This is a genomic window from Spongiactinospora sp. TRM90649 (genome assembly GCF_029382225.1).
GTDB lineage: Bacteria > Actinomycetota > Actinomycetes > Streptosporangiales > Streptosporangiaceae > Spongiactinospora.
Window position 1 is genome coordinate 600439 of sequence record NZ_JARLTC010000002.1, and the last position, 12774, is coordinate 613212.

General features: G+C 70.5%; 13 protein-coding genes. 5 read left to right on the top strand and 8 right to left on the bottom strand.

Features of this window, described 5'->3' with window-relative positions; translation table 11 throughout:
* Positions 1 to 70: 70 nt before the first annotated feature.
* Together P3X83_RS02905 and P3X83_RS02910 are read right to left on the bottom strand one after the other, a co-directional pair.
* Positions 71 to 1153 (bottom strand): Stk1 family PASTA domain-containing Ser/Thr kinase, encoded by a 1083-nt coding sequence (locus P3X83_RS02905; RefSeq protein WP_277302893.1) that lies wholly within the window; start codon positions 1151 to 1153, stop codon positions 71 to 73.
* A complete protein-coding gene (locus P3X83_RS02910) occupies positions 1150 to 1650 on the bottom strand; it encodes a SigE family RNA polymerase sigma factor (protein WP_277302894.1) in 501 nt (166 codons plus the stop codon). Before P3X83_RS02910 ends, P3X83_RS02905 begins: the two co-directional genes overlap by 4 nt.
* A 78-nt stretch (positions 1651 to 1728) precedes the next feature.
* Between P3X83_RS02910 and P3X83_RS02915 the strand changes: the two genes are divergently transcribed.
* The gene (locus tag P3X83_RS02915; protein WP_277302895.1) at positions 1729 to 2766 is read left to right on the top strand and encodes an adenosine deaminase; all 1038 of its coding nucleotides are present in this window, start codon (positions 1729 to 1731) and stop codon (positions 2764 to 2766) included.
* Here P3X83_RS02915 and P3X83_RS02920 read toward each other — a convergent pair.
* Together P3X83_RS02920 and P3X83_RS02925 are read right to left on the bottom strand one after the other, a co-directional pair.
* Entirely contained in the window at positions 2755 to 3573 is an 819-nt protein-coding gene (locus P3X83_RS02920) for a hypothetical protein (protein WP_277302896.1), read from the bottom strand. The genes P3X83_RS02915 and P3X83_RS02920 overlap by 12 nt on opposite strands.
* A complete protein-coding gene (locus tag P3X83_RS02925) occupies positions 3560 to 4252 on the bottom strand; it encodes an RNA polymerase sigma factor (RefSeq protein WP_346742662.1) in 693 nt (230 codons plus the stop codon). The genes P3X83_RS02920 and P3X83_RS02925 overlap by 14 nt, the downstream gene beginning before the upstream one ends.
* Here P3X83_RS02925 and P3X83_RS02930 point away from each other — a divergent pair.
* From P3X83_RS02930 to P3X83_RS02945, 4 genes are all read left to right on the top strand, one after another.
* Complete coding sequence (locus P3X83_RS02930) at positions 4251 to 4985, top strand: methyltransferase domain-containing protein (protein ID WP_277302897.1); 735 nt, start codon at positions 4251 to 4253, stop codon at positions 4983 to 4985. The genes P3X83_RS02925 and P3X83_RS02930 overlap by 2 nt on opposite strands.
* A 375-nt stretch (positions 4986 to 5360) precedes the next feature.
* The gene (locus P3X83_RS02935; protein ID WP_277302898.1) at positions 5361 to 6632 is read left to right on the top strand and encodes an extracellular solute-binding protein; all 1272 of its coding nucleotides are present in this window, start codon (positions 5361 to 5363) and stop codon (positions 6630 to 6632) included.
* A gap of 101 nt (positions 6633 to 6733) precedes the next feature.
* Positions 6734 to 7630, top strand: coding sequence for a sugar ABC transporter permease (locus tag P3X83_RS02940; protein WP_277302899.1), 897 nt, complete (start codon positions 6734 to 6736; stop codon positions 7628 to 7630).
* A complete protein-coding gene (locus P3X83_RS02945; protein ID WP_277302900.1) occupies positions 7630 to 8475 on the top strand; it encodes a carbohydrate ABC transporter permease in 846 nt (281 codons plus the stop codon). The genes P3X83_RS02940 and P3X83_RS02945 overlap by 1 nt, the downstream gene beginning before the upstream one ends.
* Before the next feature lie 411 nt (positions 8476 to 8886).
* Here the strand turns inward: P3X83_RS02945 and P3X83_RS02950 are convergent, their stop codons facing one another.
* The 4 genes from P3X83_RS02950 to P3X83_RS02965 all read right to left on the bottom strand — a co-directional run bounded on the left by P3X83_RS02950 (position 8887) and on the right by P3X83_RS02965 (position 12760).
* Positions 8887 to 10032 (bottom strand): acetyl-CoA C-acetyltransferase, encoded by a 1146-nt coding sequence (locus P3X83_RS02950; protein ID WP_277302901.1) that lies wholly within the window; start codon positions 10030 to 10032, stop codon positions 8887 to 8889.
* Between the two features lie 69 nt (positions 10033 to 10101).
* On the bottom strand, positions 10102 to 10500 hold the full coding sequence (locus P3X83_RS02955) for a hypothetical protein (RefSeq protein ID WP_277302902.1): 399 nt from the start codon (positions 10498 to 10500) through the stop codon (positions 10102 to 10104).
* A complete protein-coding gene (locus P3X83_RS02960) occupies positions 10497 to 11768 on the bottom strand; it encodes a hypothetical protein (RefSeq protein WP_277302903.1) in 1272 nt (423 codons plus the stop codon). Before P3X83_RS02960 ends, P3X83_RS02955 begins: the two co-directional genes overlap by 4 nt.
* Positions 11765 to 12760, bottom strand: a complete 996-nt coding sequence (locus tag P3X83_RS02965; RefSeq protein ID WP_277302904.1) for a hypothetical protein — start codon at positions 12758 to 12760, stop codon at positions 11765 to 11767. The genes P3X83_RS02960 and P3X83_RS02965 overlap by 4 nt, the downstream gene beginning before the upstream one ends.
* Between the last annotated feature and the right edge of the window lie 14 nt (positions 12761 to 12774).

Below are 12774 nucleotides of genomic sequence, written 5' to 3' on the forward strand. Positions count from 1 at the left end.
CCGACGACGTGAACCGCCCTGCCCGGAGCCGGGCTCCAGCAGGGCGGTCCTGTGTGCGAGCGGGCCGGGGTCAGTCCAGGACCACGGCCGCTTCCGCGATCTTCTTCAGCTCCGCGTCCACGTCCACCTTGGCGGCGAAATCAGGGCTCGCCATGATCTCGACGGCCAGTCCCGACGACTCCACCCACACCAGCGTCCGCGTGCTGGACATGGGTTCCCCCTCGTTCGGAGCGGGCTTGCCCTGCTTGTTCGCCTCGTCGAACTTCAGCTCCTCCTCAAGGGCTTCGGGGTCCTTGGGAGTGCCGCTCGGCTCGGGCTCCGACGTGGGGTCGAAGGTCGACGTCATGGTGACCTTGTCGGTGGGGGGGACCAGTTCGCCGACGGCCTCGCCCACGCTGACCAGGAAGGCCCGCTTGCCGTCCCGGATCTTGATGGGCTCCGCGCCCTGGTCGCGGTAGCCGTCCATCCGCTTGCGGATGTCGGCGACCGCCCCGCCCCGGTAGACGACGACCTCGATGCCGTAGGTGCCGTCGGACCGACCGGAGAAGCTCCACGACGTGGCCGCGCTGTTCACGCCGAACGTGTCCTCGACGAACCAGTTGGCCCACTTCAGGCCGCCCGGCAGGTACTTCCAGTCCACGCCCGCGAAGCGGGTGCCGCCGTCGCCCAGGTCTCCCATCTCGGATGGAAGCTTGTCCTTCGTCCCGTTGGCCACGTTCACCCGCACGTCCGAGCCCGGCTCGGCCGGTGCGCCAGGCGGGGGCGCCTGGGAGACGACCGAACCGCCCGGCACGTCGCTGGACGGCACGTCGTAGAAGCGTCCGCGCAGTCCCGCCGCCTTCAGCGCCTGGTCCGCCTGCTCCGACGTCATCCGTGCGAGGTCGGGCACGACCGCCCCCGGCGCGACCGTCGCCCCGGCGGTGGACGTGGCGCCCGAGGCCACGTCGCCGCCGCGTTCCGGCCCCGCGTTGACCGCCAGGTAGACCGGCACCGAACCGGCGACGACCGCGGTGACCAGCGCCGCGCCCGCCGTCCGCAGCCCGACGACGCGGCGGCGGTGCCGCCTGCGGATCGCCGCGCCCGTGGCCGGATCCGCGCGTACGTCGCCGACGTGGCCGGACATGGCGTCCTTGAGTGCGTCCTCGATGCTCATGCGCTCACTCCTTCCAGTTTCACCAGACGCTCGCGGATCCGGGTCAGCCCCCGTGCCGCCTGACTCTTCACGGTCCCGACGGAACAGCCGAGCAGCGTCGCCGTCTCGGTCTCCGACAGGTCCTCCCAGTACCGCAGCACCAGTACGGCGCGCATCCGGGCCGGCAACCGCCGCAGTTCGGCCAGCAGCGACTCGCGCAGGTCGAGGTCGGCGGCGGTGTCCGCGGTCTCCGGAGGCCGCGCGAAGGAGATCTCCCTGATCACCTTCTTCCGCCGTGCCACCGAGATGGCGGCGTTGACCACGACCCGCCGGGCATAGGACCCGGGATTGTCGTGCCGGATGCGCGGCCAGTGCCGGTAGACCTTCTCCAGCGCGTGCTGCAACAGGTCTTCGGCGTCGTGCTCCGACGCGCCGCAGACCAGGATCGCGGTGCGCAGCAGTGCCGTGCTTCTGGCGGCCAGGAACTCGTCGAAGGCCGCCTCGTCTTCGTCCGTCATCTGCGAGGTCCCCTTTCGACCCTCCCAACGCACCGGCCTTCGCGCAGGTTGAGTGCGAAGTTACGGCACGATGGGGAAATGCCACGCCCAATCGACACCCTGCCGAAGGCGCACCTGCATCTGCACTTCACCGGTTCAATGCGGCATTCGACGCTCATCGAACTGGCCAGAGAGCAGGGAGTGCACCTTCCCGACGCCCTTGAGGAGGACTGGCCGCCCACGCTGCGCGCCACCGACGAGCGGGGCTGGTTCCGCTTCCAGCGGCTGTACGACATCGCCCGCTCGGTGCTGCGCCGTCCGGACGACGTCTACCGGCTGCTGCGCGAGGCCGCGCAGGACGAACGGGCCGAGGGGTCGGCGTGGCTGGAGATCCAGGTGGATCCATCGGGTTACGCGCACCGGTTCGGGGGGCTGACCGCGACGCTCGACCTGGTGCTGGACGCGGCGCGGTCGGCGGCGCTGGCCGAGGGGGTCGGCATCGCGGTGGTCGTCGCGGCGAACCGCACCCGCCATCCGCTGGACGCCAAGACGCTGGCCAGGCTCGCCACGCAGTACGCGGGCGAGGGCGTGGTGGGGTTCGGCCTGTCCAACGACGAGCGCAAGGCGCGGGCGCGCGACTTCGACGGCGCGTTCCGCATCGCCAAGCGGGCGGGACTGCTGGCGGTGCCGCACGGCGGGGAGCTGGCCGGGGCGGTGAGCGTGGCCGAGTGCGTGGACGACCTCGGGGCCGACCGCGTCGGTCACGGGATCCGGGCCGCCGAGTCGCCGAGGCTGCTCGACCGGCTGGCCGACCGTCAGATCACCTGCGAGGTGTGCCCGGCGTCGAACGTGGGCCTGGGCGTCGCCGAACGCGCGGAGGACGTGCCGCTGCGGCGGATGTTCGACGCCGGGGTGCCGATCGCGCTGGGCGCGGACGACCCGCTGCTGTTCGGCTCCCGGCTGCTGCGGCAGTACGAGCTGGCCAGAGACGTGTACGGCTTCCGCGACGCGGAGCTGGCCGAGCTGGCCCGTCAGTCGATCCGCTCCTCCACCGCCCCCGAGCACGTCGCCAAGGACCTGCTCAAGGGCATCGACGCCTGGCTCGCCGCCGACGAGGAGCCCGGATCAGCCGGCTGAGCGCATGATCCGCAGCGCCTCCGTGACGTTCTCCGCGCCTTCCAGGCGCAGGCCCACCGAGCCGTGCTGCCAGATCAGCGTGGGCCCGGCGAGGCGGTCGAAGGTGACCGGCCCGCCCCGGCGCGGCAGGTAGGTCAGCGCGTGGTGGCGCGGGATCCACCAGCCCTGCCCGGCCTCTTCGGGGAACGGCGGGCCGAGCTCCTTGCGGAAGACGGCGTCGAGCCGTCCGTCGTACTCGTCGAGCCGCATGCCGGGCCACAGCAGGGTGACGACCCGGCCGCCGTCGCTGAGCCGTACCTCGTCCGGCTCGCCCAGCTCGCGCGGCACCGCGATCGGGAAGGGCGCGGCCCGGCGGGCCTCTTCCAGGGAGACCCGCCGCTCGCCGGGCAGCGGCGGCGTGGCCTGCGGGGTGGCGGGCGGGACGGGCTGCTCGCCGACCCGCACCTCGACCCCGGCGAAGCGGAGGATCTGCACGACGGCGGCGCGCCCCTGGGGGGTGGCCGCGACGAGCGCGGCCACGGCGGCCACCACGGCCGCCGCGATCAGCAGCCGCCGCGGACGCCGCCGCCGGGACGGCGGAGCCCCCGGGCGCACGGTGGCCGCCGGTTCCTCCGGATTCGCCGGACCGCCCGGGGTCGCCGGAGGCACGGACGGGGCCAGGGACTCAAGCCGGGCCCGTACGGCACGCGCGGTCCGCTCCGGCGCGGGGGCGTCCGGCAGGTCGATCGCCTCGCCCAGCGCGCGCAGCTCCGCCTCGAACTCGTCGTCCGGCCCGGCCGCCGGGCTGGGGCCGTCATGCGAGGTCACGATCCACCTCCTTCCGCAACCGGGCGATCCCCCGGGAGGTGCGCGACTTGACCGAGCCGAGCGGCCAGCCGAGCACCTCCGCGGTCTCCGCCTCCGACAACTGTAGGAAGTACCTGCAGACCACGGCCTGACGTTCCCGTTCCGGCAGAGTCCGCACGACGGCCAGCAGCCGCGCGCGCCGGTCCGTGGCGAGGGCGGCGTCCTCTGGGTCGTCGTCGCCGGACTGCCGCTCGGGCTCGGCCTGGGCGCGCAGGACCAGCTCGCCCCGGCGTCCCCTGGAGCGGGTCAGGTTGTGGGTCTCGTTGGCCACGATGCGCAGCAGCCAGGGGCGGAACGGCGCGTCACGCCGGAAGGAGGCCAGATGCCGGTACGCCTTGACGAACGCCTCCTGCACCACGTCGTCGGCTTCGTTCCCGGCTCCGAGCATGGCGGCGGTGCGGTGCGCGAGCGCGGAGTACCGGGCGACCAGCGCCTCATAGGCGTCCAGGTCACCGGCCAGGGATCGGGCGATCGCCTCGTCGTCGTCCGTGGGGGGCTCCTTGTCGATTCGACGTGAGAGATCTACCGCACCGGGCAGAGTTTGAGAAGGGCCGCGGTGAACCCCACTAGACTCGGCCCAGTCCGTACCGTGGCCGCCGGCCGCGGTTTTGTGCGAAAAGCGAGCTGGACGGAATCGCATGTCTGGGTATGACCGTGTAGTTCAACCGGCGGCCGGGGACGAAGCCCTGGAGAACCACCTGGGCGGCGACGAGGCCAGGAACTACCGCCAGTACGAGTACGACATGGTCGCTCCGCACGTGGGCCGGTCCATGCTGGAGATCGGCTCCGGGCTCGGGCACTTCGCCGAGCAGTTCCTGCCCCGGCTCGACCGGCTGGTGGTCAGCGACTTCGACCCGTACTGCGTGGAGCGGCTGCGCAAGCGCTTCGACGGGCACGAGAAGGACATCGACGTCCTGCAGTTCGGCCTGCCGACCGAGATCCCGCTGGAGGGCGACGACCGGGTCGACACGGTCGTGATGATGAACGTCCTTGAGCACATCGAGGAGGACGTCGAGGCGCTGCGGTCGCTGGCCAGGGTGACCGTCCCCGGCGGGAAGATCATCATCTGGGTGCCCGGCTACATGCAGCTTTATGGCGACTTCGATCGCAAGGTCGGCCATGTCACCCGCTACACCCCGGCGACCCTGCGCAAGACGGTCACCGAGGCGGGGCTGCGGGTCGACACGCTCAAGCCGATCAACTTCCTGGGCGGCATCGCCTGGTGGCTCGCGGTGCGGCGGGGCGGCGTCGGCTATCCCGACCCGCGCCTGGTCAAGATCTACGACCGCACGGTGGTGCCGACCACCCGCTTCATCGAGCGTTTCATCCGCCCGCCGTTCGGCCAGACGGTCTTCTGCGTGGCCAAGGTCTGACCCGCCCCTTCCGGGCCTGACGCCCCCTGCCCAGCCGGGCAGGGGGCGTTTTCGTGTGCGCCCACCGCGCATGCACCCGCTCCACAGGCGCTAGAAACTGGTCTATACCGGCCGATCGCCGACATCACACCCCAGGTCGCCACGCCCCTCGGCGAGGTGATCCAGGCCACAGGCGCGACAGCCGGTCTAGACCACCGACACCCTTTCGCCATCCGCTCGTTGCGAATCCGATATATGCCGGTATGGACCGCCCGTCATATGCCCGCTTACGCTGGCGGAGCCGTACCCGGGACGTGGCCGGTCGGACGGCCTGACACTCCCGCGAAAAGCCGGTACGGACCACACATTCACACAGGTCAAGGTGGTATTTCACTGATGAGAACGAGGATCGCGGGCGCTTTGGGCCTGGCGGCCGTCCTGGCCCTGGCCGGTTGTGGGTCCGGCACCGACCAGAGCGGCGGGGGCGGCGACGCCGGCAAGGCCTCTTCGGGGGGCGCGGTCACGCTGAAGATGGTCGCCGCCGACTACGGCGACGGCCCCGGCGCGGACAACGCCGGCGACAAGTTCTGGAAGTCCGTCGTGGACCAGTTCCAGGCGGCCAACCCGAACATCAAGGTCGAGGTCCAGGTCATCAACTGGAACGACATCGACAAGCAGGTCGCCACCATGGTCCAGAACGGCCAGGTGCCCGACATCCTGCAGACCGGCGACTACTCGGGCTTCGTCAAGGACGGTCTCCTGCACAAGGTCGACGAGATCGTCTCTCCCAATGTTCAGCAGGACCTGCTGACCAAGTTCGCCGACTTCGGCAAGGTGGACGGCACCGCCTACGGCCTGCCGTTCGTCTCCTCGGCACGCGCGCTCTACTACAACACGGAGCTGTTCGACAAGGCCGGGATCACCGAGCCGCCCAAGACCTGGGACGAGCTCAAGGCCGCCGCCGAGAAGCTGAAGTCGGCGGGCGTCAGCCAGCCGTTCGGCCTGCCGCTGGGCCAGGAGGAGGCGCAGGCCGAGTCCTTCCTGTGGTTCCTCGGCGCGGGCGGCGGCTACAAGGACACCGCCGGCAAGTGGGCGATCAACTCGCCGCAGAACGTCGAGGCCTTCACCTTCCTCAAGGGTATGGTGGACGCGGGCCTGACCACCCCGAACCCGGGCACCAAGGACCGCAAGACGGTCTGGGAGGACTTCGCCGCGGGCAAGGTCGGCATGGTCAACGGCGGCCCGATGTCGATTCCGATCTTCGACAAGGGCGCGGTGAACAACAAGTACGCCGTCGTGCCGATCCCCGGCAAGACCGCGCCGCTGGACACCACGCTCGGCGTCATGGACTGGATCATGGCGTTCAACAAGAACAACCACCCGGCGGAGATCAAGAAGTTCTTCGACTTCTTCTACACCGGCGACGCCGTCCAGAAGATCGTGGACAACTACAAGCTGCTGCCGGTGACCAACGGCGGCATCAAGAAGCTCGAAGGGGACGCCAAGCTCAAGCCGTTCCTCGACGGGCTCCCCAACGCCAGCTTCTACCCCTTCACCGACCCCAAGTGGTCCACGGTGAACACCACCATCAAGCAGACCATCGGTGGCGCGGTGAAGGACCCTGCCAAGGTGCTCGGCGACATCCAGAAGTCCGCCGAGACCGGCTGAGCAGGTCATGACCGTACGGCCGGCGCCTCCCCCCACGTCGCCCGAGGCGCCGGCCGTACTCCTGCGCGAAACCCCCGAGACCCTCCTAGGAAGCAGGACAGATGCGGCACAGACCGAGGGCATTCCGCGCCCTCGAACCCCTGGCCTGGGTCGGACCGGCCGTCGTGCTGATCGCCCTCGTGGTGATCTGGCCGGTCATCGAGATGATCAGATCGTCGTTCCTGAAGATCAGCCGGTTCGGCGTGGTCCAGGGCGGCAACGGAACCGCCAACTACGACAAGCTGTTCGCCGAGCCGGACTTCGCCGGCGTCATGTACCGCAGCCTGATCTGGGTGGTCGCGGTCGTCGGGCTGACCGTGATCATCTCGCTCTGCCTGGCACAGCTCTTCAACCAGCGCTTCCCCGGCCGCACGGTGGCGCGCTGGGCGCTGATCGCCCCCTGGGCCGCGTCGGTGCTGATGACGGCGATCATCTTCAAGTGGATGCTCGACCCCGAGGTCGGCATGATCAACATGATCCTGCACGACCTGGGCGTGATCGACGCCATGGGCGGCGCGTCGGCCGACCCGCTCGGTGACGCCGCCACCGCGATGCCGTGGCTGATCTTCGTGGCGGTCTTCGTGTCGGTGCCGTTCACCACGTACGCGCTGATCGCGGGCCTGTCCACGATCCCCGGCGAGCTGTACGAGGCGGCCAAGATCGACGGTGCGTCCAAGTGGAAGACCTACTGGTCGATCACGTTCCCGCTGCTCCGCCCCGCGCTCACCGTCGCGGCGCTGATCAACGTGATGAACGTCTTCAACAGCTTCCCGATCATCTGGGCGATGACCCACGGGCAGCCCGGTTACTCGACCGCGACCTCCACCATCTTCATGTTCATCCTGAAAAACTCCGACATCGGGGAGTCTGCCGCGATGTCGGTGGTCAACTTCGGCATGGTGATCATTCTGACCGCCGTCTTCCTGAGGGTCACCCGCTGGCGATCGGAGGCCGTGTGATGGCACACTCCGCTCCCGCCCCCTCGCGGGCCCTCCCCCGCGTGAAGACCGTGATCGTGGCGGCCGCCGCCTACGTGATCGCGTTCATCTTCCTGTTCCCCTACCTGGTCATGCTGCTCACCGCGCTCCGCCCGCAGGAGTCGCTGCGCAACCCGACCTACCTGCCGGAGACCTTCCAGTGGTCGAACCTGGTGGGCTTCTGGAGCGGCGGCCTCGCCGACAACCTGCTCGTCACCCTCCAGGTGGCCGGCGGCTCGACCGTGCTGGTGCTGCTGGTCGCGCTGCCCGCCGCGTACTACACCGCCCGCCACACCTTCCGGTTCCGGACCGCGTTCCTGATCCTGGTGCTGGTCACCCAGATGTTCCAGCCGACCGCCATGCTGGTCGGCATCTACCGGGAGTTCTTCCAGTTCGGCCTGGTGGACACGATCTGGTCGCTGATCCTGGTGAACGGCGGGTTCAACCTGGCCTTCGCGGTGTGGATCCTGAACGCCTACTTCGCCTCGATCCCGCGTGAGCTGGAGGAGGCCGCGTTCATCGACGGCAACGGCCGGTTCGGCACGCTGTTCCGGATCACCCTGCCGCTGGCCATGCCCGGCGTGGTCACCGCGCTGATCTTCACCTTCATCGCCGCGTGGAACGAGTTCGTGGTGGCCCTGACCCTGACCACCTCGCCGGAGAACCAGCCGCTGACCGTGGCGCTCAACTCGTTCATCGGTCAGTACCAGGTGGACTGGCAGAACCTGTTCGCCGGATCGGTGATCGCCACCATCCCGGTCATCATCCTGTTCGCGCTCATCGAACGGAAGGTGGTGGGCGGCCTCACCGCAGGCTCCATCAAATAAATCGGTTGCACCCCTGCGGACCCCCTCGTAGGGTCGATGACATGTGGATTTCCTGATCGACGGCAGCCGACCGGTTCACGTTGACAACGACGCCCGGTTCGCATCCGCTCAGCTTTCTGACCCGTTCATCCGACGCGGTAGCTGAGAACAGGCACGGCTCGACTTCGGTCGCCGCGTCACCACATACGTCGAGGAGTCCGCATATGCGCAACCGCCATGCCAGGAAAACCGGTAAGAACCCTGCGCTGCCGCAGCGGGACTTTCCCAGGCAGACACCGATGCCCCGGATGCCGAGGCGCCCGATTCAGCAGCCGCGCAGGCTGCCGAAGGGTCGCTAGCCCCATCCGCCGGGCGGGCGCGGTGTCCCGGCCTCCGACTGGAGCGGAGGCCGGGGCACCGCCCCAAACCTTTCTACAGGCGTTCGATGATGGTCACGTTGGCCTGGCCGCCGCCCTCGCACATGGTCTGCAGGCCGTAACGGCCGCCGGTGCGCTCCAGCTCGTGCAGCAGCTTGGTCATCAAAATCGCGCCGGTGCCGCCCAGCGGGTGGCCGAGGGCGATCGCGCCGCCGTTGGGGTTGGTGGTCGCCGGGTCGGCGTCCAGCTCGCGCAGCCAGGCCAGCGGCACCGGGGCGAACGCCTCGTTGATCTCCGTGACCGCGATGTCGCCGATGGACAGCCCCGCCCGCGCCAGCGCCTTGCGGGTCGCCGGGATCGGCGCGGTCAGCATGTAGACGGGGTCGTCGCCGGTCAGCGTCAGCGTCACGATCCGGGCCCTCGGGGTCAGCCCGTGGGTGCGGACGGCCTGCTCGGAGGCGATCAGCAGCGCGCCCGCGCCGTCGGAGATCTGGCTCGACGTGGCGGCGGTGATCCGGCCGCCCTCGCGCAGGGTCTTCAGCGCGGCCATCTTCTCCAGGGTGGTGTCGGGGCGCGGCCCCTCGTCGTCCTCGACGCCCGCGATCGGCGCGATCTGCTCCCGGAACACCCCGGCGGACACCGCCTTGGCGGCCCGCTGGTGGCTCTCGTAGGCGTAACGCTCAAGATCCTCCCGTGAGAGGTCCCACTTCTCGCACATCAGCTCGGCCCCGCGGAACTGCGAGATCTCCTGCGTGCCGTACCTGGTCGTCCAGCCCTCGCCGAACGGCAGCGGCATGCCCTTCTCCAGCGCCGCGCCGATGCCCGACCCCATCGGGACGACGCTCATCGACTCGACCCCGGCCGCGACCACGAGGTCCTGGGTGCCGGACAGCACGCCCTGCGCGGCGAAATGGACGGCCTGCTGGGAAGAGCCGCACTGGCGGTCGATGGTCACGCCCGGCACGCTCTCCGGCAGGCCCGCCGACAGCCAGGCGTTCCTGGCGATGTCCAGGCTCTGCGGGCCGAACTGCACGACACAACCCATGATCACGTCGTCCACCGCGGACGGGTCGATCCCGGTGCGCCCGACCAGCGCGCCGAGCGCGTGCGCGGCCAGATCCACCGGGTGGACGGCGGACAGCCCGCCCTTCTTCCTGCCCACCGGGGTACGGACCGCCCCGACGATGTACGCCTCTGCCACGACGCCCTCCCGAGCAATGTTCGGTTCAGTCAGGAATCTACCATCGGCGCCGCCGTCCGCCCCACCGCGCTAACCCTCGATGACCGCGCTCACGGTGAGGACCTCCTCGCCCGCGCGCCCGCTGACCCGGACGGTGAGCTGCCACGCTCCCGGCATGGAGAACAACTCGCCCTCGGCCAGAAAGCGGCCGGGCGCGGCTCGCCGCGCGGCGATCTCGGGCATCGCGTGGCCCATGGCCGGCATCACCGCCGACACGGTGACGGCGTCGGCCTCGCCGGAGTTCAGCAGCACCTCGATCCGGGACGTGCCGGAGTCGATCGGGCTGATCAGCGCGGTCACGGCGTAGTGCTCACCGGCGGTGGAGACCTGCACGGGCCGCCCGACCAGGTCGCGGCCCAGGAGGAACAAGATCACCGCGACCGCCGCCAGTACGGCGACGGCCAGGATCCGGGTCGCCGGAGATCTCACCGGGCGCCTCCCCCGCCCGCGACGTCCACGGTGAACGGCACGGTCGTGATTCCGGTGTCGGTGGCGTACTGCGCCCAGGCGAGGTAGCGGCCGGGCCTGGGGAAGTTGAAGGTGAAACGCGCCTCCCGGCCGGACCGCCCCATCGCGTGCACGTGGCCGAAGTACGTGCCGTCGCCGTCCCGCACGATCAGGTGGCCGGTCATGCCCAGCCAGGGGCGGCCGGCCCCGTTGATCGCGACGCCGATGGTGGCCGGACGGCCCGCGACCGGCGCGGCCGGCCGTACCGTCACCCCGGTCCGTACCAGTGGCGGCACCGAAGCCTGCTTCGATGGTTCGCCGTCCACGGTGAACCCGCCGGAGACGAGCTGGCCGCCGGAATCCTCGCGTTCCAGCTCCACGTGCACCAGATAGCTGCCCGCCGGAACGCCCGCGAGCACGGCGGAGAGCCGCCCCGGCGCTCTCCGCGGCGGGTGCAGATGGCGGAAGAAGCCGCCGTCCCTGCTGGTCACCACCACATGGGCGAGGGCCTCGTGGTGCAAGGCCAGGTCGTCCACGGGGGTTCCGGTGGAGCCGTCGGTGAGGTCGATCCGCAGGGTGAAGCCCGCCCCGGCCGTCGGCCGTTCCGGCACGGTCGCCACCCGCGCCTGCACGAACGGGCGGCCGGCGATGGGCGTGGCCGGGACCGGGGCCGCGCCGTCGGGCGGGCTCGCCGGGAGCATCGGCTCCACCACGACCATCACGACGGCGAAGGTCAGCGCGGCCCCGACGCCCCCGGCGAGCACCATCGCCGGGGTGCGCCGGGACAGGGCGCCGGTGAGCAGCGCCCCGACCGCGAGCGTCCCGGCGACGAACAGCCCCGCGTAGATCAGCGCCTCCGTGGCCGATCCGCGCTGGACCAGCACCCGGAAGGGCAGCACGGCCGTCTCGCCCCCGGCGCGCAGGGTCAGCTCATACGGGCCGGTCCGCTCGACCCGCAGTTCGGTGAACCCGCCGCTCCCCTCCGCCCGGACCTCGCCGGTGACCCGCCGCCCATCGGCCACCGAACGCAGCTCCAGCGCCACTGACAGCCCGGTGACCGGCTGGAAGGCGACCACGCCCACCCGCAGCGGCCCCGGCACCCGCTCGGTGCCCTCGACCACCACGGTCACCTCGTGGCCGGCGATCGTCTGCGCGATCCGCAGGTCCGCGCCGACGGTGACATTGTGCGCGGCGGCCGGGACGGCCAGCGCCACCAGGAGGACGAACGCCAGGCAGAGCGCCCGGATCATGCGCGCCGTGCGTTGGGCAGGAACAGCACGCCGAGCGCGAGCCCCACCAGTCCGGCCACGATCGGCGGGCCGGTCCACAGTTCGGCGACGGTGGGCAGCCCGCCCCCGGTGAACGAGGCCACCGCGATGAACATCGACCAGGTGACGAACGCCGACAGCCCGGCGAACGCCCAGTACGCGCCGCGCCGCGCGGCCGACGGGCGCAGCCACCGGATCAGCAGGTCGGCGACCAGCCCGGAGACGACGAAGCCGGCCAGCAAGAACGGCTCGTCGAAGCCCGTCATCGCGCCCGGCATCAGGATCGCCACCGCCGACATCACGGTCACGCTGCCGAACGGCAGCTCCCAGCGGCGCAGCAGGAACAGCACGGGGGCGAGCAGATAGACGTTGGTGATGACCATCGACGCCGCCAGCCGCGTGGTGCGGGGATTGTCCAGGGACGAGAACGCCTCGACGATGCCGCGCGCGCCGTACTGCATGGCGTTGCCGTAGGTCATCAGCAGCGCGACCAGGGTGACCGCGAAGGACAGCCCGAGCAGCGTGGGCAGCAGCCGGCCGAGCGACGGCCGGTCGCCGATGTCCGGCGCGTTCCAGGCCGAGCGCAGCGGGGTGGTGATGATCAGCACCATGGTCGCAAGCAGCCCCAGATGCGACGGGCTGAACAGGATGTCGACGGTGGTCTCGATACCGAGAAAGGTGTGCCACAGCATGTCGGCGACGCCGAACGCGCCGAACGCCGGGATCGCCAGCAGCCCCGCCAGGTAGCCGTCGGGGACAGCGGCCAGCCCCTGGCGTCCGGCCCTGGCATTGCGCGCCACCTGCCAGACGATCCAGCCCGAGATCGCGATGAAGCCGGAGTAGAACGCCGCGTGCCACGGCGTGAAGAACGTCTCCAGCTCGGTCAGGTTGCTGTGCGCCCACGCGTCGATCATCAGTCCGATGCCGAACCAGACGCCCAGCAGCGCGGTGACGAGATCGGTTCGCGGCGGCACCCAGGTTCGCTTCT

Excerpts from the sequence above, each read along its gene's own strand:
- P3X83_RS02905 (WP_277302893.1), bottom strand. The coding sequence starts at position 1,153 with ATGAGCATCGAGGACGCACTCAAGGACGCCATGTCCGGCCACGTCGGC.
- P3X83_RS02910 (WP_277302894.1), bottom strand. The coding sequence starts at position 1,650 with ATGACGGACGAAGACGAGGCGGCCTTCGACGAGTTCCTGGCCGCCAGA.
- P3X83_RS02915 (WP_277302895.1), top strand. The coding sequence starts at position 1,729 with ATGCCACGCCCAATCGACACCCTGCCGAAGGCGCACCTGCATCTGCAC.
- P3X83_RS02930 (WP_277302897.1), top strand. The coding sequence starts at position 4,251 with ATGTCTGGGTATGACCGTGTAGTTCAACCGGCGGCCGGGGACGAAGCC.
- P3X83_RS02925 (WP_346742662.1), bottom strand. The coding sequence starts at position 4,252 with ATGCGATTCCGTCCAGCTCGCTTTTCGCACAAAACCGCGGCCGGCGGC.
- P3X83_RS02935 (WP_277302898.1), top strand. The coding sequence starts at position 5,361 with ATGAGAACGAGGATCGCGGGCGCTTTGGGCCTGGCGGCCGTCCTGGCC.
- P3X83_RS02940 (WP_277302899.1), top strand. The coding sequence starts at position 6,734 with ATGCGGCACAGACCGAGGGCATTCCGCGCCCTCGAACCCCTGGCCTGG.
- P3X83_RS02945 (WP_277302900.1), top strand. The coding sequence starts at position 7,630 with ATGGCACACTCCGCTCCCGCCCCCTCGCGGGCCCTCCCCCGCGTGAAG.
- P3X83_RS02960 (WP_277302903.1), bottom strand. The coding sequence starts at position 11,768 with ATGATCCGGGCGCTCTGCCTGGCGTTCGTCCTCCTGGTGGCGCTGGCC.